The sequence below is a fragment of the Pseudomonas sp. SK3(2021) genome (assembly GCF_016772375.1).
Taxonomy (GTDB): Bacteria; Pseudomonadota; Gammaproteobacteria; order Pseudomonadales; family Pseudomonadaceae; genus Aquipseudomonas; species Aquipseudomonas chlororaphis_I.
Genome location: NZ_CP061943.1, coordinates 6,138,923 through 6,160,179, shown reverse-complemented (window position 1 = coordinate 6,160,179; position 21,257 = coordinate 6,138,923). Strand labels below are relative to the sequence as shown.

Here is a 21,257-nt window from a genome sequence, read left to right as displayed (position 1 = left end):
ACCGATGAACTTCCGATGATCTGTGATCGGCGACCGGGAACATTCCTATTGGCCATCAGTCAAATGGCTGCTTTTTCCCACCCAATATCGGGTGGTTTTCATGCTCAAGAGGTTGTCTCGATGAAAATTTCCCGCAGTGTTGCACTGGCTACGTTGCTGACCCTGGGTGCCAGCCCGGTTTTTGCCGCAGGCTTCAGCCTGAGCGATGCCGCCAATGCGGTGTCCAGCATGCAGGGTGGCGACAAGGCCGCCGCTGCCGCTCCAACCTCGCAGACTGCCAATCTGCTCAGTGCGCTCTCGCAACTGGATGTCACGCCGGAACAGGCCATCGGCGGTACCGGCGCGATGCTGGGCCTGGCGAAGAACCAGCTGAGCAGCACCGACTACTCGCAACTGAGCAAAAGCGTTCCGGGGCTGGACAAGCTCTCGGGCGGCAACGCACTGGGCAGCCTGGGCGCCTTGAGTGGCCTGCTCGGGCAGAGCGGTGGCAGCAAGACCGCCGGTCTGGAGAGCGCGCTGGGTAACGTGCAGAACACCAATGACCTGAACAGCGCGTTCAGCGCCCTGGGCATGGACAGCGGCATGATCGGCCAGTTCGCCCCGGTGCTCCTGCAATTCCTGGGGCAGCAGGGCGTGGGCGGTTCGCTGCTCAACAGCCTGGGCGGGATCTGGGGCGTCGGCAGCGGCAGCTGATCAACGGCGCTCGGCGCGCAAGGCGTCGATGCGCCGGTCCTTTTCGGTCCAGAGCTGGTTGACCCAGTTCTGGACGGTCTGGCGAAACGCCGGATCGTTTTCGTAATCTCCCTGCCACAACGCCGGATCCAGCTCACGGGTCTGGATATCGACGATCACCCGCGGCACGTTGCCGCTGATCAGGTCCCAGAAACCGGGAATCTTCTGCTGCGGATAGACCACCGTCACGTCGAGGATGGCGTCGAGCTGTTCGCCCATGGCCGCCAGCACGAACGCCACGCCGCCGGCCTTCGGCTTGAGCAGTTGATCGAAGGGGGATTGCTGCTGCTCACGCTTGGCCGGTGTGAAGCGGGTGCCTTCCAGGTAGTTGACCACGGTGACCGGCTGGCGCTTGAACAGCTCGCAGGCGGCCTTGGTGATTTCCAGGTCCTTGCCTTGCAGTTCCGGGTTCTTGGCCAGGAAGGCCTTGCTGTAGCGCTTCATGAAGGGGTAATCCAGGGCCCACCAGGCAAGGCCGAGGAAAGGCACCCAGATCAGTTCTTTTTTCAGGAAGAACTTGAAGAAGGGGGTACGGCGGTTGAGGGTCTGGATCAGCGCCGGGATGTCGACCCAGGACTGGTGGTTGCTGATCACCAGGTATGAGGTGTCGCCCCGCAGGTCGTCGCCGCCACGGATGTCCCACTGGGTGGGAATGCACAGGGCGAAGATCAGTTTGTCGATTTCGGCCCAGGTTTCGGCAATCCACATCACCGCCTTCGACGCATGGTCGCGCAGGCGCCCTGGCAGGACCAGCTTGAGCAGGGCGAACACCATCAGCGGCCCGAACAGGACCAGGGTGTTGAGCAACAGCAGCAGGGTGACGAAACAGCCGGTGAGCAGGCGGCGCATAAGGAACTCTTGCAAGCGTTTGGGCGCGCCATGATAAGCACCTTCGCCAGGCAGGCCAAATCCTGATGTGCTGACGAATGTTTCACGTATGTCGGGATATGCTGGCGGTCAATCTCGCCGACCAGGGTGGTTTCCGGGTTTTCTCGCGAGCCGAACCAATTGCCCGGCCACGGTCTAAAATCCTGCTGCCCACTTTCCAAGGAATCTGCTCACGTGAAATCCGTCCTTGCCCTCCTGTCCTTGCTGGCGCTGCCGGTCATGGCCGCCGAGCCGACCCTCTACGGGCGCTACGAATACATTCAACTGCCGGAAATCGGCGAAACCCTCAAGGCCAAGATGGACACCGGCGCCCTGACCGCCTCGCTGTCGGCCAAGGATATCGAGACCTTCACCCGCGATGGCGAGGAGTGGGTGCGCTTCCGCCTGGCGACCAAGGATGCCGACGGCAAGGTCTACGAACACAAGGTGGCGCGGATCAGCAAGATCAAGAACCGCGCCGATGAAGACGAAGACAAGGAAGAAGCCCAGGTGGCCAAGCGTCCGGTGGTCGACCTGGAAATGTGCCTGGGCAGCGTCAAGCGCACCGTCGAGGTCAACCTGACCGACCGCAGCAGCTTCAACTACCCGCTGCTGATCGGCGCCAAGGCCCTGCGCGAGTTCGGCGCGGCGGTGAACCCGGCCCGGCGTTATACCGCCGACAAACCCGACTGCTGATCAGACCCTGTGAAAGCTACTGCGCTCAGCAAGACTGCGTTGAAAACAGGCTCGGAATGCTCATGTAGGCTCCTACACTCCGCTTCCTCGCCTGTTTTCGCCTTGTCTTGCTTTCGCTCGCTACGCTTTCACAAGGTCTGATTGACGGCGCATGAGGCATCCGGCACCGTTCTGGCACTTACTTCTCGTGCTTGGATGCCATGCCTCATATCCTGATTGTCGAAGACGAAGCGGCGATTGCCGATACGCTGATTTTTGCCCTGCAGGGTGAAGGTTTCAGTACCACCTGGCTGAATCTCGGGCAGGCGGCGCTGGACTATCAGCGCAGCACGCCAGCGGACCTGCTGATTCTCGACATCGGCCTGCCGGATATCAGCGGCTTCGAAACCTGCAAGCAGCTGCGGCGCTTCAGCGAGGTGCCGGTGATGTTCCTCAGTGCCCGGGACGGTGAAATCGACCGGGTGGTGGGCCTGGAAATCGGCGCCGACGATTATGTGGTCAAGCCCTTCAGCCCGCGCGAGGTCGCCGCAAGGGTCAAGGCCATCCTCAAGCGCATGGCGCCGCGAGCCGTGGTCGAGGCGCCTGCCTCGCCGTTCCAGGTCGATACCGACAAGTTCCAGATCAGCTATCGCGGCCAGCCCCTGAGCCTGACCCGCCACGAATTCCGCCTGCTGCATTGCCTGCTGGAGCAACCCGAGCGGGTGTTCAGCCGCGAGCAGTTGCTCGATGCCCTGGGGGTGGCGGCGGATGCCGGCTACGAGCGCAGCATCGACAGCCATATCAAGAGCCTGCGGGCCAAGTTGCGGCTGGTAGCGGCCGATGCCGAGCCGATCCAGACCCATCGCGGCCTGGGCTACAGCTACAGCCCGGGGCACAGCTGATGCCGTTGGGAATCCGGATTTTCCTGGTCTACGTCCTGTTCGTCGGCCTGACCGGCTATTTCGTGCTCAGCACGGTGATGGAGGAAATCCGCCCGGGCGTGCGCCAGTCCACCGAAGAAACCCTGGTGGACACCGCCAACCTGCTGGCGGAGATCCTGCGTGACGACTTCAAGGCCGGCACCCTCAGCGAGAACCGCTGGCCGGAACTGCTCAAGGCCTATGGCGAGCGGCAGCCGGCGGCGACTATCTGGGGCCTGCCGAAAAACCAGGTCAACCACCGCATCTACGTCACCGACGCCCAGGGCAAGGTGGTGCTGGACTCCAGCGGCCTGGCAGTCGGCCAGGACTATTCGCGCTGGAACGATGTGTACCTGACCCTGCGCGGCCAATACGGCGCGCGTTCCTCGCGCAGCGTGGCCGATGACCCGAGCTCCTCGGTGATGCATGTCGGCGCGCCCATTCGCGACAACGGCCGGATCATCGGCGTGGTCACCGTGGCCAAGCCCAACAGTTCCCTGCAACCCTACGTCGACCGTACCGAACGTCGCCTGCTGTGGTACGGCGCCGGCCTGATCGGCCTCGGCCTGCTGTTCGGCGCCTTGCTGTCCTGGTGGCTGAGCGTCGCCCTGCGCCGCCTGACCGGTTATGCCCAGGCGGTCAGCGAAGGTCGCCGCGCCGAGCTGCCGCACTACCGCGGCGGCGAGCTGGAGCAACTGGCCACGGCGGTGGAGCACATGCGCACCCAGCTGGAGGGCAAGGCTTATGTCGAGCGTTATGTGCACACCCTGACCCACGAGTTGAAAAGCCCGCTGGCGGCGATTCGTGGGGCGGCGGAACTGTTGCAGAGTGAGATGCCCGGCGAGCAGCGCGCCCGTTTCGTCAGCAACATCGACAGCGAAAGCGCGCGCATGCAGCACTTGATCGAGCGCTTGCTGAACCTGGCGCAGATCGAACAGCGCCATGGCTTGGAAGAGCGGGAGGCGGTGCCGCTGGCGGACCTGGCGAACCAGGTGCTGGACAGCCAGAAGGCGCGGATCGAGGGCAAGGGCTTGCAGGTCGAACAGCGCATCGAGCCGGGGCTGAAGCTGTCGGGCGAGGCATTCCTGCTGCGCCAGGCCCTGGGCAACCTGCTGGAGAACGCCCTGGATTTCACCCCCGCCGGTGGCATGTTGCGCTTGAGCGCCGGCAGAACGGGCGACCAACTGCGATTCAGCCTGTTCAACCAGGCCGAGCCGATCCCGGACTACGCCCTGGCACGCCTGACCGAACGTTTCTACTCCCTGCCACGGCCCGACAGCGGGCGCAAAAGCACCGGCCTGGGGCTGAACTTCGTCGAAGAAGTGGTGCAACTGCATGGCGGCCAGATGCGGATCGGCAATGTGGAAGGTGGCGTTGAAGTGACGCTGCTGTTTCCCCTCTGAGCCAGCGCGTGCACCGTTTGCGACTGCTTCGCACCCGATCGCAGCCTTCGGCAGCGGCTACAAGATGCGCGCAGTCCATGTAGCCGCTGCCGAGCCTGCGAGGCTGCGCTCGGTTTGGGCGGCATTCTGACGTAGCGACCGCAACCCCTGAATCTGCGATTCACCTGGGAAAACGCGTCGGCTGGTTCCTACAAAGCCAATCTCCACACACTCTCCACACTCCCCCCATAAAACCCCCACATGGGCTGTCCAGACTCTCCCTCATTCGAACAGGGAGAGAACCCATGAACCGCAATCTGACCATAAAGCTTGGGGCGATCGCCCTTTTGATCCTGGGGCTGCTGGTGCCGCTGTTGATGATCGACGGGCTGATCCAGGAGCGCCAGGAACTGCGCGACGGTGTGTTGACCGACATCGCCCGCAGCTCCAGCTACAGCCAGCAACTGAGCGGCCCGCTGCTGGTGGTGCCTTATCGCAAGGTGGTGCGCACCTGGAAAACCAACGAGAAGACCAACACGCGTTACCAGGAACAGGGTGAGGAGCGTGGGCAGCTGTATTTCCTACCGGAGCACCTCGAACTCGATGGCCAGGTGCGGACCGAATTGCGCGCCCGGGGGATCTACCAGGCCCGGCTGTTCCATGCCAACAACCGCATCAGCGGGCAGTTTGTGCTACCCGAGCAATTGGGGATCAAGGAAGACTTCGCCGACTACAGGTTCGAGCAGCCGTTTCTCGCCGTGGGCATCAGCGACATTCGCGGCATCGAGCAGGCGCTGGCCCTCGAGCTGAACGGGCAGAACCTGCCTTTCGCACCCGGCACCCGGATCGACTGGCTGGGAGAGGGGGTGCACGTCAGCCTGCCGCTGCTGGACGGCAAGCGCAGCATCGACCTGGACTTCGCCTTCGACCTGCAATTGCAAGGCACCGGCCAGTTGCAGGTGCTGCCGGTGGGCAAGACCAGCAAAGTGCGCCTGCGCGCCGACTGGCCCCATCCGAGCTTTATCGGCAACTACCTGCCGGCGCAGCGCGAGATTTCCGACCTGGGCTTCGCCGCCAACTGGCAGACCTCGTTCTTCTCCACCAACCTGGAAAGCGCCTTGATCAATTGCCTGGCCAGCGGGCAGTGCGATGAGTTCAAGAACCGCTCCTTCGGCGTGAGCTTCATCGACCCGGTGGACCAGTACCTCAAGAGCGACCGGGCGATCAAATACGCGCTGCTGTTCATCGCCCTGACCTTTGCCGGCTTCTTCCTCTTCGAGGTGCTCAGGAGCCTGGCGGTGCACCCGGTGCAGTACGCCCTGGTGGGCGTGGCCCTGGCGTTCTTCTATCTGTTGTTGCTGTCGCTCTCGGAGCACATCGGCTTCGCCCTGGCCTACCTGCTGTCGGCCAGTGCCTGTGTGGCGTTGATCGGTTTCTATGTTTGCCATGTGTTGCGCAGCCTGGGGCACGGCCTGGGTTTCGCTGCCGGCCTGGCTGCCTTGTATGGCCTGTTGTACGGCTTGCTCAGCGCCGAGGATTACGCGCTGCTGATGGGCTCGCTGCTGCTGTTCGGCCTGCTGGGGGTGTTCATGGTGCTGACCCGCAAGCTCGACTGGTACGGCGTGGGCCAGGCCAAACCGGCCCAGCCGCTGGCGTTCGAAGCGGAGGTGGCCCATGAGTAGGTCGTTGGGCTTGCGCGAGGACCAGCAGCAAGCAGAGGCCTTGCTGGCGTGGATAGTCGGGTTGTTGCCTGAAGCACCTTGGGGCGGCCATCGCGAGCAAGCTCGCTACATGGGACACCGCGAAACCTGTAGGAGCGAGCTTGCTCGCGATAGGGCCGGCCCGGCCGCCAGCGTACTTCAGGTGATGACCGCGCCCGGGGCCCTCAAACCGGCGGCTGGGTCGCCAGCATCGAAGGGCGTTGGCTGACCTCGGCGTACCAGGCCGCCAGCCGGGGCCGGGCATCGCGCCATTGCAGGTCGGGGTGGCGGAAGTCGAGGTAACCCAGGGCGCAGGCGACGCTGATGGCGGCGACGTCGAAGTGGCTGGCCAGTTCGGCGATCGCATCGGCCTCGAGCACGGCCAGGGCGCGGCGGATCTTGTCGCGCTGGCCATCGAGCCATTGCTCCCAGTGTTTCTCGGGCGCGCGCAGGGCCAGTTCGTAACGGATCAGCACCGAGGCGTCCATGATCCCATCGGCCAGGGCCGCCAGGGTCAGCCGCAGCCAGCGCGCCGAACCCTCGCGGGGGATCAGCGGGTTGCCGACATGTTGCTGGTCGAGGTAATCGAGGATCACCCGGCTGTCGTACAGCACATTGCCGTCGGCCAGGCGCAGGGCGGGAATCTTGCCCAGCGGGTTGTCCTGGTTGAGGGCGGCGTCCGGATTCACCGGGGTCAACTGGCTGGCGTGCAGGGCCACGCGGTCCAGTTGGCCGGTCTCGTGCAGCAGCACCATGACTTTGCGCACGTAAGGTGATGCCGGATTGTGGAACAGCGTCATGCTGGGAGTGGACATGAATATTCCTCGCGGGTGGAAGTGGAGCACAGGCTCGTAAACCCGGGGGATCTTAGCGCAGCCTCTGGCCACGGCTACAGGGGCGCATGCGGGACAGACAAGGAGTGATGAATGCGCAGGTCCTATCTTCGACACGGCTTGTACAGCCTGGCGCTGACCCTGTTGGGCGCGCTGGCGGTGTACCTGGCCTTGCAGTACGAGTTTCGCCGCCACGGCGAGGGTGAGCCGGAGCTGATCATGGCGTTCGCCTGCATGGCCGGGTACTGGGCGCTGCCGGCGCTGGTCCTGCCGGCCCTGGGCTGTGCCCTGTTGCGCCTGCGCGGCCCCGAGCCGGTGACCCGGCCCTGGCGCTGGGGCCTGGCGGCAAGTTATGTACCGCTGCTGGGGCTGGCGCTGTTTTGCGTGCTGGTCGCCGCCGAGGCGCAGCAGGAAAACCGCGTCTTCATCCCGGTGCTGGCGATCGGCCTGGGGCTGTCGCTGTACCTGTGGCGCGGTTTCCCCGCCGCTGGGGTCAGGCCGGGGGCGGGCGGTTGAACAAACCCCGCAGGGCGATCAGGGCCGGAGCGCCTAGGCCGAGCCAGCTCAGGGCGTCCCAGATGCCGTCGCCGAGCAGCGCGGAGAACAGCCCCGCGGCACAGAGCACGGCGATGAACAGCGGTGCGCCGAAGACCTTCCAGAAGTTCGATTGCCGCGGCCTCATGGCGTCACTCCAGAGTGTTCACCCAGCGCCGGCCTGGCCGCGCGGCGGCGGACGATCCACAGGTACAGGCCGCTGCCCAGGACAATGATGGTCAGCCCATCCAGGGTCGCCCAGAGGACCTTCATCGGCATGCCGCCGTAGTCGCCGAAGTGCAGCGGTTGCGACATGCCCATGGCGTCCATGTACCAGGGACGTTCGGCCACCGCGGTGACCTCCAGGGTGCTGGCGTCGATCAGCACCGGGGTCAGCAGGTGCGAGGTCAGGTGGGTGCTGCCTTTCATGAACACCGCGTAGTGGTGCTCGCTGGAAAAGCGCGTGCCGGGGAAGGCGATGAAGTCCGGCTGCATGCCCGGCGCCACCTGCTTGGCGATCTTCAGCAGGCGGCTGGCCGGGGCCAGCTGGGTCAGTGGCGGCGCATCGCGGTACGGCTCGATCATCGCGCTGAGGCTGTCGTTGCGCCAGGCAGCGATCAGCAGGTCGGCGCAGGCGCTGATCACCCCGGTGACGCCGACCACCAGGGCCCAGGTCAGGGTCACCACGCCGATCAGGTTGTGCAGGTCCAGCCAGCGCAGGCGGGTGGATTTGTCCTGGCGTACCGTGGCGAAGGCCAGCCGGCGCATGAACGGCAGGTACAGCACCACGCCGGAGACGATCGCCAGCACGAACAGCAGCCCCATGAACGCCAGCAGCAGCTTGCCCGGCAGGCCGGCGAACAGGTCCACGTGCAGGCGCAGGATGAACATCATCAGCCCGCCGTTGGCCGAGGGCGTTTCCACGGCTTCGCCGGTGCGGGCGTCGAGCATGAAGGTGTGGGACGAGTTGGGCTCGGTGCCGGCGGTCCTGGCCATGATGGTGAGCACGCCGTTGGGGTCTTCCTCGTCCCAGCCGAAGTACTGCATGACCTCGCCCGGGCGATGGGCCTCGGCGGCGCGCACCAGTTGCTGCAGGTCCAGCTGCGGGGTGTCGGCGGGCATTTCCCGCAGCTGCGGCGCGTCGCCCAGCAGGTGATCGATCTCGTGGTGAAAGATCAGCGGCAGGCCGGTTAGGGCCAGCATCAGCAGGAACACTGTGCAGACCAGGCTGCTCCAGGTGTGGATAAAGGACCAGCGGCGGATGGTTGTGCTTTTCATTTCATAGCCTTCAGACACAGCAAAGCCGTCCTTGGCAGGACGGCCCGGTGGTTAACTCAGCCGATTACCACTGGTAGGTGGCACTGGCGACCACGCTACGCTGATCGCCGAAATAGCAGTAGGAACCATCGCAGGTGGACAGGTAGTCCTTGTCGAACAGGTTGGTGGCGTTGAGTTTCAGCGATGCGCCTTTGAGGCTGCTGTCCAGGCGGCCCAGGTCGTAATGCACGGCGGCATCGAACACCGTGTAGGCATTGGCCTTGCCCAGCCAGGTATTGGCCTGGTCGCCATAGGTATTGCCGGTGTAGCGGGCGCCGGCGCCAATGCCGAAACCGTCGAGCACACCGCTGTGCCAGGTGTAGTCGGTCCACAGCGAGGCTTGCTGGTTGGGCATCAGTTGCAGGCGGTTGCCTTTGTAGATGCCTTTTTGCACCTCGGACTTGGCCAGGGTGTAGGCAGCGATGACCTTGAGGTTGTCGGTCACGTCGGACACCGCTTCCAGTTCCAGGCCTTTGACCTTCACTTCGCCGGTCTGGTTGGTCACCGACTCGCCACCGGCACCGATGCTGGTCACCAGCACGTTTTTCTGCGTCAGGTCGTAGACCGCCGCGCTCAGCAGGGTGTTCGAACCAGGTGGCTGGTACTTGATGCCCAGCTCCCATTGCTTGCCCTCGGTGGGCTTATACGACTCGGTAGGAGAGACGCTGGCGTTGCTGGCTGGCTGGAACGATTCGGCGTAGGAGAGGTACGGCACCAGGCCGGAGTCGAACACATAGCTCAGCGCCGCGTTGCCACTGAAGTTCTTGCTGCGGTCGGTGTTGGTCACGTCGTTCTTGTTGAAGTAAGTGGTGCCCTGGTGCACCCAGTCTTCACGACCGCCCAGGGTCAGGCGCCATTGCTCCAGGGCCATCTGGTCCTGCACGTAGAGGCCGGTCTGCACGGTTTTCTGGTTGTAGTCGTAGTAGGCGCTGGAGCGCGCCGGGCGCACGATCGGTTGGCCATAGACCGGGTTGAAGATGTTGGTGGTCCCGCCATCCCCGTAAATCGACAGGTAGGAAGTGTCGGTGCGTTGGTGATCCAGGCCGATCAGCACGGTGTGGGTGATGTCGCCGGTGGCGAAGTCGGCCTGGAAGTTATTATCGACGGCGAACTGGCCGATGTCCTCGTCCACGTTGGTCGAGGTACGACTGATATTGCCTGCCGCATCGGCCGGGGAGTAGGCGTAGGAGCCCACGGTCAACTGCTGGAAGGACAGCTCCGATTTGGTGTAGCGCAGGTTCTGGCGGAACTGCCAGACATCGTTGAAGCGATGCTCGAAGGCGTAGCCCAGGGCGTAGTAGGTGCGGTCGTAGAACTCGTAGTCCGGATCGCCGAGGTTCTTGTGATGGGAGACGTCGCCCAGTGGCGACTTGATCTTGGTGCCCTGGATCGGCATGAACTGGCTGGTCGCGCCGGTATCGTCACGGGTGAACTGCGAGAGCAGGGTCAGCCTGGTATCGGTATCGATGTTCCAGGTCAGGCTGGGGGCGATGTTGTAGCGTTTGTTGTCGATGTGGTCGACCTGCGTACCGGCGTCCCGCACGACGCCGCTGAGGCCGTAGAGGAACTGGCCTTCATCGTCGATCTTGCCGGTGCTGGCGAAGTTGATCTGGCGGTAGTTGTCACTGCCGTACTGCAGCTGGATGGCATGGCTCGATTCAGCGCTGGGGCGCCGGCTGACCATGTCCAGCAGGCCGCCCGGCGGGGTCTGGCCGTAGACCGACGAGGCCGGGCCGCGCAGCAGGGCAAGGCGGTCGAGGTTCCAGGTTTCGGCTTTCGGGTTGGCATACACGCCGCGGGGCAGCGGCAGGCCGTCGAGGAATTGGGTGGGCTCGAAGCCGCGCACGCGCATCCAGTCATAGCGGGTGTCGCTGCCGTAGCTGGCGGAAACGATACCGGGCATGTAGCGCACGGCATCATCCAGATTCTGCACATTGCGGTCCTCCATCTGCTGGCGGGTCGCGACGGAAATCGAACGCGGCGCTTCAACCAGCGCGGTGTCGGTCTTGGTGCCGGCGGCGGTGCGCGTGGCGAGGTAACCATCCACGGGGCCCCAGGCACTCTCATAAGCCTGCTGGCCAGTGATGCTGGTTTCCGGCAGGGCCACCACACCGTCGGGAATCGCCACCAGGCTGTAGGTGCCGGCGCTGCTTTGTTCCAGCTGCAGGCCGGTGCCGCGCAGGGCTTCGCGCAAGGCGCCGGCGGCATCGAACTGGCCCTTGACCGGGGCCGAGGTCTTGCCGGCGGCCAGGCTCGGGTTGAGGCTCAGGGCCAGGCCGGCCTGGCTGGCGATCTGGTTCAGGGTGCTGGCCAAAGGCGCGGCCGGCAGGTTGTAGGCGCGCACGCCGGACGCCTGTTCGGCGGCGATCAGCGGGGTACTGGCCAGCGGGGCGCAAAGGGCAATGGCCACGGCCAACAGGCTGGGGCGCAACAGGGTGTCTAGCGAGCGGGACATACGGCGGCTCCTGGATGGAAACATCTCTCAATTGCCTATGTGCCGGATGAGATTCAAAAAGTGATAGGGCGGATCGAAAATTATTTAGATTTACGAAAACAAGGGGGTATTTCAGGTTGGGGCAGGCGGCGTCAGTAGGGATTTTCGCGAGCAAGCTCGCTCCTACTGGGTGGCGCCGTTCCCGTAGGCGCGAGCTTGCTCGCGATAAAAACCACACCGACACCGCTGGGCTATGGTTTGTCTCTGCCCTCGGCCCGCGCCACCAGCGTTACCCACCACGGCGTGTGCCGCTCGATGGCCACGGGCAGGGTGGGCAGCAGCGCGCTCAGGGCCAGGTCGGTGTCGTGCAGCGGGAAGCTGCCGGTGATGCGCAGGTCGGCCACTTCGTCGGCCACTCCCAGATGGCCACGGCGATAGCGCCCCAGCTCGCTGACCAGGTCCGCCAGGCGCGCGTTGTCCACCACCAGCATGCCGCGGGTCCAGGCATCGGCGCCGGGGTTCAGGGCCAGCAGCGGGCCGAGGCCGTCGCGGCGTATCAGCATCTGCTGGCCCTTCTTGAGGATCTGTTCGTCCTGGCCGGACTGCGGCCGCGCGGCCACGGCCGACTGCAGCACGCTCAGGCGGGTGCCCTGTTCCTCGCGCTTGACCAGGAACCGTGTGCCCAGCGCGCGCATATGGCCTTCGCGGGTCTCGACGATAAAGGGCCGGGCGTCGTTGTGGCCGGTCTCGACCAGGATCTCGCCCTCCTGCAACACGATGCGCCGCTGTTTTTCGTCGAAACGCACATCCACGGCGCTGTGGGTATTGAGGTTGATCAGTGTGCCGTCGGCCAGGCGCAGGGTGCGTTGCTCGCCGGTGGCGGTGCGCTGGTCGGCGAGCCAGTAATCCAGCTGGCCGTAACGTTCGCCGGCGAACAGGGCCAGGCCCAGCAGCAGGGCGACGCTGGCCAGCCCGCTGCCAATCTTGCGCACGCGACGGCGGAGGCTGTCCCGCGATTGCAGCAGGGCACTGCGGGCCGGGCCGCTGGCGATGCTGAAACGCTGGTCGAGCATGCCCAGCTGGCGCCAGGCGCGGGCGTGTTCTTCATCGGCGGCATGCCATTTGGCGAACTCTTCGCGCGCCATCGGGTTGCCCTCGCCGGAGTCCAGCGACAACTGCCAGGCAATCGCCGCGTCCAATACCCGGACGGACACCGGTTTGGCGTTGAGCAGGCTCATAGCGGTTCACCGTACAGGGCGACGTAGCACTGGCGAATGCCCTGGGCCAGGTACTGCCTGACCCGCGGCACGGACACGCCGAGGCGTTCGGCGATTTCGGCGTGGCCGAGGCCGTCGAGGCGGCTATAGAGGAAGGCGGCGCGGGCCTTGCTCGACAGCTTGCCCAGCAGGCGGTCGATGGCCTTGAGGTCTTCGAGGATCGCTTGCTGTTCTTCCGGGGAGGGGTGTTCTTCCTCCGGGACCCGCATCAGTTCGCTGAGGTAGGCCTGCTCCAGCGCGGCGCGGCGGAAGTAGTCGAACAGCAGGCCCTTGGCGATGGCCACCAGGAACGCCCGCGGCTCGCGCGGGGCGTTCAGTTCGTCGCGGCCCAGCAGGCGGACGAAGGTGTCCTGGCTCAGGTCCTCGGCCCGTTGCGGGCAGGCCACGTTGCGTCGCAGCCAGGCCAGCAGCCAGCCACGATGGTCGCGATACAACGCGCCAACGAGGTCACTGTGGGGGCTTTGGGCTGACGACACCTGGGTATCCCAATCGAGAAGTTGAAACTAACGAGAATTATTCGCGATTGTGGCAGGGCGCAAAGAGCCGCGCAATGGGCGCTGGTCGGCTGCGATTTATCGGATCCCTGTAGCCGCTGGCGCAGCCTGCGATCGACGGCGAAGCCGGCGTAATCCGAACAACGCGGTTTGCCAGACTTGCAGTGTCGTCCGGGTTTACGGCCGCTGCGTCGGAATGCCGCCCAGCCCGATCGCAGCCTCGCTAACGCTCGGCAGCGGCTACAGGTCAGAAACCGTGGGTTTGTTGCCGGCGCTTCCATTGGCTGAGCCGCTGTTGCAGGTTCAGCGGGCTGTGGATCTGCTGCTGGCGGGCGCGGCTGAACAGGATCAGCGCCAGTTCGGCGGTGGCCAGGGCGTCGGCGGCGGCATGGTGGCGTTCGCCGGCCTGCAGCTTGAAGTAACCCATCCAGTCATCCAGCCCGGCTTCGCGGATATGCGCCTGGGGGCAGAGCAGTGGGGCCATTTCGGCGACGTCGAGGAACGGATGCTGCAGGCGATAACCCAGGCTGTCCTTCAAGGCCCGGCCGAGCATGTGCTGGTCGAACGGCGCATGGAAGGCCAGCAGCGGGCTGTCGCCGACGAACTCCATGAAATCCAGCAAGGCTTCAACCGGGTCGCTGCCCGCGGCGATCGCGCTCGGGCCGAGGCCGTGAATCAGCACGCTGGGGCTGAGCTTGTGGTCGGTACGCTGCAAGGTGCGTTCGAACTGCTGGCCCAAATCGATGGCGCCGTCTTCGATCACCACCGCACCAATGGACAGCACCTGGTCGCGGTTGAGGTTGAGTCCGGTGGTTTCCAGGTCCAGCACCACCCAGCGCTGTTCGCGCAGGCTGCATTCGCCCAGCGGCGGGGCGACGGGCAGGCGCTCGCGGCGTTGTCGCTGTTCGGCGCCGAGTGCCGCGCTGGCCGGGCGCAACCAGGCGAACAGGCTCATAGCTGGTACCTCAGCGCCAGGCTGCTTTGCAGGCGCTGGGCCTGGCGCAGCGACTCGCGCAGGATGCGCCGGTCCAGGTGGTTGAGGCTGTCCGGGTCGACGCGGTTGGAGTAGGGCAGGTTCTGCCGGGTCTGCAATTGGTGCTGTTGCATGCGGGTCTGCTGGATGAAGTGATAGGCCTCTTCATACGCGGCGCCGTCGAGGGTTTCGATGACTTCCCTGGCCACCAGCTGGCGCAAGCGCTCCAGGGTGTTGTTGGCGTCGATGCCATTGGCCAGGGCCAGCAGTCGCGCACCGTCGACGAAGGGGGTGAGGCCCTGGACCTTGAGGTCGAGGGTGGCTTTTTCGCCGTTCTTCCTGGCCAGGACAAACTCACGGAAACGTCCTACCGGCGGGCGCTGGCGCAGTGCGTTCTCGGCCATCATGCGCTGGAACAGGCGGTTGTCGCCGACCTGGTCGAGGATGCCACGGCGCAGTTGGACACAGCCTTGTTCATCGCCCCAGACCACCCGCAGGTCGAAATAGATGCTCGACCCCAGCAGGTTCTCCGGCGTGGCCTCCCGGATGAAGGCGGCAAAGCGCCGTGACCACTCGGCACGGGACAGGCACAGCTCGGGGTTGCCGGCCATGATGTTGCCTTTGCACAGGGTGAAGCCGCACAGCGCCAGGCTCTGGTTGATCTGCTGCGCCAGGGGCAGCAGCTTGCCGCGAATCTGTGCCGCATGGGCCGCGTCGCGCGCTTCGAACAGGATGCCGTTGTCCTGGTCGGTGTGCAGGGTCTGCTCGCGCCGGCCTTCGCTGCCGAAACACAGCCAGCTGAACGGCACGCCGGGGTCGCCCTTGTCGGCCAGGGTCAGTTCGATGACCCGGCACACGGTGTGATCGTTGAGCAGGGTGATGATGTGGGTGATCTGGGTCGAGGATGCGCCGTGGGCGAGCATGCGCTCCACCAGCAGGCCGATCTCGCCGCGGATCGCCACCAGGTTGTCGATGCGTGGTGCATTGCGGATGGTCCGCGCCAGGTGTACCAGGTCGACCCGTTGCAGGGAAAACAGGTCGCGCTCGGAAACCACGCCGCACAGGCGCTGCTCTTTTACCAGGCAGACGTGGGCGATGTGCCGTTCGGTCATGGCGATGGCGGCGTCGAACGCGCTGTGGTCCGGCGACAGGGCGAACGGCGCCTGGGTCATGTGCCGTTCGATGCCCTGGTTGAAGTCACTGGTGCCGTCGGCCACCACCTGGCGCAGGTCGCGCAGGGTGAAGATGCCGAGCGGTGCCTTGTGTTCATCCACCACCACAATGCTGCCGACTTGCTGCTCGTGCATCAGGCTTACGGCTTCGCGCAGTGGGGTGGACGGGCCGCAGGTTACCGGGTGGCGCATCGCCAGTTCGCCCAGCCGGGTGTTGAGGGAGTACTGGGTGCCGAGGGTTTCCACGGCCTTTTGCTGGACCTGCTGGTTGACCTGGTCCAGCAGGCTGCTGACGCCGCGCAGGGCGAAATCGCGAAACACCGCGCAGAGGGCGAACAGCTTGATGAAGGCCGGCTTGTTCAGTTGCAGGCAGAAGGTGTCCTCGGCTGCCAGGTGTTCGGTGCGGGTGGCGCGCTCGCCCAGCAGCGCGGCGAGGGGGAAACACTCGCCGGCGGTGATCTCGAAAGTGGTTTCGGTGCCGCCCTTGAGGGCGTGCTGGCGCTCGCCGACCACCCGGCCCTGCTTGACGATATAGAAGTGTTCGACCGGGCCGTCGGCGGGTTTGATGATGCTCTCGCCGGGGCCGTAGAAACGCAGTTGGCATTGCTCGACCAGGTACGCCAGGTGAGCGTTTTCCATCTGATTGAAAGGGGGGAACCGCTGGAGAAACTGCATCGTGCCGTGGATGTTCTGCAACACCGCGGTTTTCCCTGCCTGGGTGAAGGCATCCGCTTTACTCATAACCATTACCGCAGTCTTCTTGGATTTGTTGTGGTCGGGTCTTTGGTCATGGTCGGTCCCACGCTGCCGGGTGCCCATTGGACGTAAGTCTAGGTAGGGGTTCTGCACCTGTTAATTCGCTTCAAGCAGGTGTCAAAACCGTGAAAAAAGTACTTATCCGGCCTCTTGGAAAAAAATCCGACGAAGTGCACATTGGAGGCCTGCTTAGCGATGTCTGACCACTGTGCTAGGGGATCGATTTGAATATGTAGAGAAAGCCATGTCCGACCACGATATTTTGAGTGATGCCGAGCGCGAGGCGTTGAACGCCGTGATGCTCGAGCCCGATCTGCCGCCCCAGCGTGTGTTGATCGCCGATGATGACAAGGATGCCCGGGAGTTGCTGTCGGAGATTCTGGGGCTGGATGGCATTCGCTGCATGACCGCGGCCAGTGGCAAGGCAGCGCTTGAACTGTTGAACTCGAACAAATCGATCGGACTGCTGATCACCGATCTGCGCATGGCCCCCTGCAACGGCCTGGACCTGATACGCCAGGTGCGGGAATCGGAGCGGGCGGCACTGCCGATCATTATCATTTCCGGCGATGCCGATGTGCGTGATGCCATCGCGGCCATGCACCTGAGCGTGGTGGACTTCCTGCTCAAGCCCATCGACACCGGCAAGCTGCTGGCGCTGGTCAAGCATGAGCTGGGCGTGGTGCCTTAGCGATGTGGCGTTGCCGATGACGCCATCGCGAGCAAGCTCGCTCCTACAGGGGCTTGTGTTGCTCGCGATAGGATTTCCCGGCAGAAACAAAAAAAGCCCCGATCTCGCAATCGGGGCTTTTTCATTTACCGCAGCTTTTTACAGGCCGTTGCGAGCCTTGAACTCGCGACGCCGACGGTGCAGCACCGGCTCGGTGTAGCCGTTCGGCTGCCTGGTGCCTTCGATCACCAGTTCGACCGCCGCCTGGAAGGCGATGTTGCTGTCGAAGTTCGGTGCCAGCGGACGGTACAGGGTGTCGCCGGCGTTCTGCCGGTCCACCACGGGCGCCATGCGCTTGAGGCTTTCCATGACCTGGGCTTGGGTGACGACGCCGTGGCGCAGCCAGTTGGCGATGTGCTGGCTGGAAATGCGCAGGGTGGCGCGGTCTTCCATCAGGCCGACATCGTTGATGTCCGGCACCTTGGAGCAGCCGACGCCCTGGTCGATCCAGCGCACCACGTAGCCGAGAATGCCCTGGGCGTTGTTGTCCAGTTCGTTCTTGATCTCTTCGGCCGACCAGTTGGTGTTGCTGGCCAGCGGGATGGTCAGGATGTCGTCCACCGAGGCGCGGGCGCGCTTGGACAGTTCGGCCTGGCGGGCGAACACGTCGACCTTGTGGTAGTGCAGGGCGTGCAGGGCCGCGGCGGTGGGCGAGGGTACCCAGGCAGTGTTGGCGCCGGCCAGCGGGTGAGCGATTTTCTGTTCGAGCATGGCGGCCATCAGGTCCGGCATGGCCCACATGCCTTTACCGATCTGCGCGCGGCCTTGCAGGCCGGTGCTCAGGCCGATATCGACGTTCCAGTTCTCATAGGCGCCGATCCACTTGGCGGCCTTCATCTCGGCCTTGCGCACCATGGCGCCGGCTTCCATGGAGGTGTGGATTTCGTCGCCGGTACGGTCGAGGAAGCCGGTGTTGATGAACACCACGCGCTCGCTGGCGGCCTTGATGCAGGCCTTGAGGTTGACCGTGGTGCGGCGTTCCTCGTCCATGATCCCGACTTTCAGGGTGTTGCGCGGCAGTTCCAGCACGTCTTCGATGCGCCCGAACAGCTCGTTGGTGAACGCGGCTTCTTCCGGACCGTGCATCTTTGGCTTGACGATGTACACCGAGCCGGTGCGGCTGTTGGTGCGCGAGGTGTTGCCGTTGAGGTTGTGGATCGCCGCGAGGCTGGTGACCAGGCCGTCGAGGATGCCTTCCGGCACTTCGTTGCCTTGGCTGTCGAGGATCGCGTCGATGGTCATCAGGTGGCCGACGTTGCGCACGAACAGCAGCGAACGACCGTGCAGTTTCACGCTACCGCCGTTGGGTGCGGTGTATTCGCGGTCGGCGTTCATGGTGCGGGTGAAGGTCTGGCCGCCCTTGGCCACTTCTTCGGCCAGGTCGCCCTTCATCAGGCCGAGCCAGTTGCGGTAGATCACCACCTTGTCATCGGCATCGACGGCGGCGACCGAGTCTTCGCAGTCCATGATGGTGGTCAGGGCCGCTTCCATCAGCACGTCCTTGACGCCGGCGGCGTCGGTCTGGCCGACCGGGCTGCTGGCGTCGATCTGGATCTCGAAATGCAGGCCGTTGTGTTTCAGCAGGACCGCGGTCGGGGCCGCGGCATCGCCGTGGTAGCCGATCAGCTGGGCGTCGTCGCGCAGGCCGCTGTTGCTGCCACCCTTGAGGGTGATCACCAGCTTGCCGTCGATGATCTTGTAGCCGGTGGAGTCGACATGGGAGCCGGCAGCCAATGGCGCGGCCTCGTCGAGGAAGGCGCGGGCGAAGGCGATGACCTTGTCGCCGCGCACCTTGTTGTAGCCTTTGCCTTTTTCCGCGCCGCCGGCTTCGCTGATGGCGTCGGTGCCATAGAGCGCGTCGTACAGCGAGCCCCAGCGGGCGTTGGAGGCGTTGAGGGCGAAACGGGCATTCATCACCGGGACCACCAGCTGCGGACCGGCCGTGCGGGCGATCTCGTCATCGACGTTTTGCGTCGTGGCCTGGAAGTCCGCCGCTTCTGGCAGCAGATAACCGATGTCTTGCAGGAAGGCTTTGTAGGCCACGGCGTCGTGGGGCTGACCGGCACGGGCTTGGTGCCAGGCATCGATACGCGCCTGGAAATCGTCGCGTTTGGCGAGTAGGGCTTTGTTCTTCGGCGCCAGGTCGTGGATGACCTTGTCGGCGCCGGCCCAGAACTTGTCGGCGCTGAGGCCGGTACCGGGAATGGCTTCGTTGTTCACGAAGTCGAACAGGACTTTGGCGACCTGCAGGCCACCGACTTGAACGTGTTCAGTCATTGCTTGCCTCACTCTGCTCAGCTATTTCGCTTTTCAGCTCTTCAAATTAACAATGAAGCCTCTGGCCATTTAAACCACAAACCCCTCTACCAGTACATGCCATCGCGGGCGGCTGGGATGGTTCCAATCAACGGCTTGAAGCCTTGCTGACAGGGCTTTCAGGGTTGCGACTGCGCCTTGGCAGACATCGATCCAACGTTATGTAGTGCGCGCTGCGGCATACTACATGATGAATTGCGGTTGTGAAAATTAGACTAAATACGTCGTTCCGCGACCAAAGTTCGCGGATCGGTCACACTGGGGAGCTGGATGTTCTCAAAAAACCATTGAATTGTTCCATATAAATCTAGGGAGTTGTACACGATTTATATTCCAGCAACGGCAGCGCGCCGTTTTCCTGCTTTGCGCCTTGCCTGCAGGCGCAAGGGAAGCAGCAGGACGAGCCTTGCCTATACTTGATTTTCTATAACAAAAGTCCTGACAGAGGGTTGCGCCATGGACCACCTCGTACTCACCGTATTCGCCCCGGACAAGCCCGGACAGGTCGAGCGCATCGCCCAATGCATCGCCGCGCACGGCGGTAACTGGCTGGAGAGCCGCATGTCGCGCCTGGCGGGGCAGTTCGCCGGCATCCTGCGGGTCGGCGTGCCGGCGGAAGCCTACGACGAGCTGGTGGATGCCTTGCAGGGCTTGGCGGCCCAGGGCATCCGGGTGCTGATCGCCGAAAGCGGCATCGAACAATCCTGCACCTGGAAGCCGATCGCCATGGAACTGGTGGGCAACGACCGGCCGGGCATCGTGCGCGACATCACCCGCCTGTTGAGCGAGCAGGGGGTGAACCTGGAGCGACTGGTGACCGAAGTGCGCCCGGCGCCCATGAGCAGCGAGCCGCTGTTCCACGCCGAAGCGATCCTGGCGGTGCCGCTGACCTTGTCCCTCGATGTCCTGCAATCGCGCCTGGAAACCCTGGCGGATGACCTGATGGTGGAGTTGGTGCTGCGCAGCGAGGTGTAAACCGAAGGGCAGGTTATCCAGTTTTAGCGTGCATGCGCCTGTGGATAACCTGTAGAGACCTACCGCCAGCCCAAGCCAGCCAAGGCTTTGCGGAATCTGATCAAAAAACCAGCAGTTTCAAGGGCTTGTGCACAAACGGCGGGGATCACGCTGTGGATAACCTTGGGAAGGATAGAGGCAGGCCACGCCAACCGTGGCCTGCAGAGGTTTGTACATTTATTGATCAGCTGCGTTTGCGCAGGCTCAACCAGGCATCCACGCTGTACACCGCCAGGCCGGCCCAGATAAACATGAATGCCACCAGGGTGCTCGACGACAGGTGTTCGCCGAACAGCAGTACCGCCTGCAGCAGCACCAGGGTCGGCGCCAGGTATTGCAGGAAGCCCAGGGTGGTGTAGGGCAGGTGACGGGCGGCGGCGTTGAAGCACACCAGCGGCACCAGGGTGACGGGGCCGGCCGCCACCAGCCACCAGGCTTCGGAGCTGGTCCAGAAGGCCGCCTGGGCACTGCTGGCGGTGGGGTTGAACAAGAGCCAGGCGAGGGCGATCGGCACCAGCATCCAGGTTTCCACCACCAGCCCCGGCAACGCCTTGACCGGCGCCTGCTTGCGGATCAGCCCGTAGAAACCGAAGGTCAGCGCCAGCACCAGCGAGACCCAGGGCAGGCTGCCGACCTGCCACACCTGCTGCGCCACGCCGACCGTCGCCAGGCCCACCGCCAGCCACTGCAGGCGCCGCAGCCGCTCACCGAGGATCAGCATGCCCAGCAGCACATTCACCAGCGGGTTGATGTAGTAACCCAGGCTGGCTTCGAGCATGCGCCCGTTGTTCACCGACCAGACATAGGTCAGCCAGTTGGCCGCGATCAGGGTACCGCTCAAGGCCAGGATCGCCAGGCGCCTGGGGTTGTCCCGCAGCTCGCGCCACCAGCCGGGATGCTTCCAGACCATCAGCAGCAGCGCGCCGAACAGCGCGGACCAGAGCACCCGATGGATGATGATTTCCACGGCGGGCACGTTGGCGATAGCTTTGAAGTAGATCGGGAACAGGCCCCAGATGATGTAGGCACTCAGGCCCAGGATGTACCCGCGACGCGGGTTGGCGGCTTGCATGCAGAGTCCTTGCTTAGGCAGCTAACAAAGGCGGTGATTGTAAGGAGGTTTTTCCGAAT

General features: G+C 64.1%; 19 protein-coding genes. 8 read left to right on the top strand and 11 right to left on the bottom strand.

All coding sequences use genetic code 11. The features are described 5' to 3' along the window. The first annotated feature begins 120 nt into the window (after positions 1 to 120). Positions 121 to 693: a DUF2780 domain-containing protein gene (locus tag IF690_RS27425; protein ID WP_009051218.1), complete on the top strand. Its 573-nt coding sequence runs from the start codon at positions 121 to 123 to the stop codon at positions 691 to 693. On the opposite strand, the gene yihG is transcribed toward IF690_RS27425, so the two are convergent. After that, positions 694 to 1,581, bottom strand: a complete 888-nt coding sequence (yihG, locus tag IF690_RS27420; protein ID WP_202698172.1) for a 1-acylglycerol-3-phosphate O-acyltransferase, YihG family — start codon at positions 1,579 to 1,581, stop codon at positions 694 to 696. It abuts the gene before it with no gap. Positions 1,582 to 1,794: 213 nt separating this feature from the next. Here yihG and rloA2 point away from each other — a divergent pair, with 213 nt between their 5' ends. The 4 genes from rloA2 (at position 1,795) to creD (ending at position 6,258) form a co-directional block, all read left to right on the top strand. Next, on the top strand, positions 1,795 to 2,295 hold the full coding sequence (rloA2, locus tag IF690_RS27415) for a retropepsin-like aspartic peptidase RloA2 (RefSeq protein WP_202698171.1): 501 nt from the start codon (positions 1,795 to 1,797) through the stop codon (positions 2,293 to 2,295). Positions 2,296 to 2,495: 200 nt separating this feature from the next. Continuing rightward, entirely contained in the window at positions 2,496 to 3,176 is a 681-nt protein-coding gene (gene creB, locus IF690_RS27410; RefSeq protein ID WP_202698170.1) for a two-component system response regulator CreB, read from the top strand. Next, a complete protein-coding gene (gene creC, locus IF690_RS27405; protein ID WP_202698169.1) occupies positions 3,176 to 4,597 on the top strand; it encodes a two-component system sensor histidine kinase CreC in 1,422 nt (473 codons plus the stop codon). The genes creB and creC overlap by 1 nt, the downstream gene beginning before the upstream one ends. A gap of 284 nt (positions 4,598 to 4,881) precedes the next feature. Further along, positions 4,882 to 6,258, top strand: a complete 1,377-nt coding sequence (gene creD, locus IF690_RS27400; protein WP_202698168.1) for a cell envelope integrity protein CreD — start codon at positions 4,882 to 4,884, stop codon at positions 6,256 to 6,258. A gap of 203 nt (positions 6,259 to 6,461) precedes the next feature. Here the strand turns inward: creD and IF690_RS27395 are convergent, their stop codons facing one another. After that, positions 6,462 to 7,091: a glutathione S-transferase gene (locus IF690_RS27395; RefSeq protein WP_202698167.1), complete on the bottom strand. Its 630-nt coding sequence runs from the start codon at positions 7,089 to 7,091 to the stop codon at positions 6,462 to 6,464. A gap of 111 nt (positions 7,092 to 7,202) precedes the next feature. On the opposite strand from IF690_RS27395, the gene IF690_RS27390 reads away from it, so the two are divergent. Further along, the gene (locus IF690_RS27390) at positions 7,203 to 7,625 is read left to right on the top strand and encodes a hypothetical protein (protein WP_202698166.1); all 423 of its coding nucleotides are present in this window, start codon (positions 7,203 to 7,205) and stop codon (positions 7,623 to 7,625) included. Here the strand turns inward: IF690_RS27390 and IF690_RS27385 are convergent. From IF690_RS27385 to IF690_RS27355, 7 genes are all read right to left on the bottom strand, one after another. Further along, positions 7,603 to 7,791, bottom strand: coding sequence for a hypothetical protein (locus IF690_RS27385; RefSeq protein ID WP_009045929.1), 189 nt, complete (start codon positions 7,789 to 7,791; stop codon positions 7,603 to 7,605). The genes IF690_RS27390 and IF690_RS27385 overlap by 23 nt on opposite strands. Continuing rightward, complete coding sequence (locus IF690_RS27380; RefSeq protein WP_202698165.1) at positions 7,788 to 8,921, bottom strand: PepSY-associated TM helix domain-containing protein; 1,134 nt, start codon at positions 8,919 to 8,921, stop codon at positions 7,788 to 7,790. The genes IF690_RS27385 and IF690_RS27380 overlap by 4 nt, the downstream gene beginning before the upstream one ends. A 64-nt stretch (positions 8,922 to 8,985) precedes the next feature. Next, a complete protein-coding gene (locus IF690_RS27375) occupies positions 8,986 to 11,415 on the bottom strand; it encodes a TonB-dependent siderophore receptor (protein ID WP_202698164.1) in 2,430 nt (809 codons plus the stop codon). 230 nt (positions 11,416 to 11,645) lie between these two features. Next, positions 11,646 to 12,632 (bottom strand): FecR domain-containing protein, encoded by a 987-nt coding sequence (locus tag IF690_RS27370; RefSeq protein WP_202698163.1) that lies wholly within the window; start codon positions 12,630 to 12,632, stop codon positions 11,646 to 11,648. Further along, entirely contained in the window at positions 12,629 to 13,147 is a 519-nt protein-coding gene (locus IF690_RS27365; protein ID WP_202698162.1) for an RNA polymerase sigma factor, read from the bottom strand. The genes IF690_RS27370 and IF690_RS27365 overlap by 4 nt, the downstream gene beginning before the upstream one ends. A 265-nt stretch (positions 13,148 to 13,412) precedes the next feature. Then, positions 13,413 to 14,120 (bottom strand): 3'-5' exonuclease, encoded by a 708-nt coding sequence (locus IF690_RS27360; protein WP_202698161.1) that lies wholly within the window; start codon positions 14,118 to 14,120, stop codon positions 13,413 to 13,415. Beyond that, positions 14,117 to 16,057, bottom strand: coding sequence for a putative nucleotidyltransferase substrate binding domain-containing protein (locus IF690_RS27355; RefSeq protein ID WP_202698160.1), 1,941 nt, complete (start codon positions 16,055 to 16,057; stop codon positions 14,117 to 14,119). The genes IF690_RS27360 and IF690_RS27355 overlap by 4 nt, the downstream gene beginning before the upstream one ends. 253 nt (positions 16,058 to 16,310) lie before the next feature. On the opposite strand from IF690_RS27355, the gene IF690_RS27350 reads away from it, so the two are divergent. After that, positions 16,311 to 16,757, top strand: coding sequence for a response regulator (locus IF690_RS27350; protein WP_007926041.1), 447 nt, complete (start codon positions 16,311 to 16,313; stop codon positions 16,755 to 16,757). A 138-nt stretch (positions 16,758 to 16,895) separates the two neighbouring features. Here IF690_RS27350 and IF690_RS27345 read toward each other — a convergent pair whose 3' ends face one another. After that, entirely contained in the window at positions 16,896 to 19,073 is a 2,178-nt protein-coding gene (locus tag IF690_RS27345) for a malate synthase G (RefSeq protein WP_202698159.1), read from the bottom strand. 495 nt (positions 19,074 to 19,568) lie between these two features. Between IF690_RS27345 and IF690_RS27340 the strand changes: the two genes are divergently transcribed. Continuing rightward, the gene (locus IF690_RS27340) at positions 19,569 to 20,087 is read left to right on the top strand and encodes a glycine cleavage system transcriptional repressor (RefSeq protein ID WP_202698158.1); all 519 of its coding nucleotides are present in this window, start codon (positions 19,569 to 19,571) and stop codon (positions 20,085 to 20,087) included. A 223-nt stretch (positions 20,088 to 20,310) separates the two neighbouring features. On the opposite strand, the gene rarD is transcribed toward IF690_RS27340, so the two are convergent. Then, a complete protein-coding gene (rarD, locus tag IF690_RS27335; protein WP_202698157.1) occupies positions 20,311 to 21,198 on the bottom strand; it encodes an EamA family transporter RarD in 888 nt (295 codons plus the stop codon). Positions 21,199 to 21,257 lie beyond the last annotated feature (59 nt).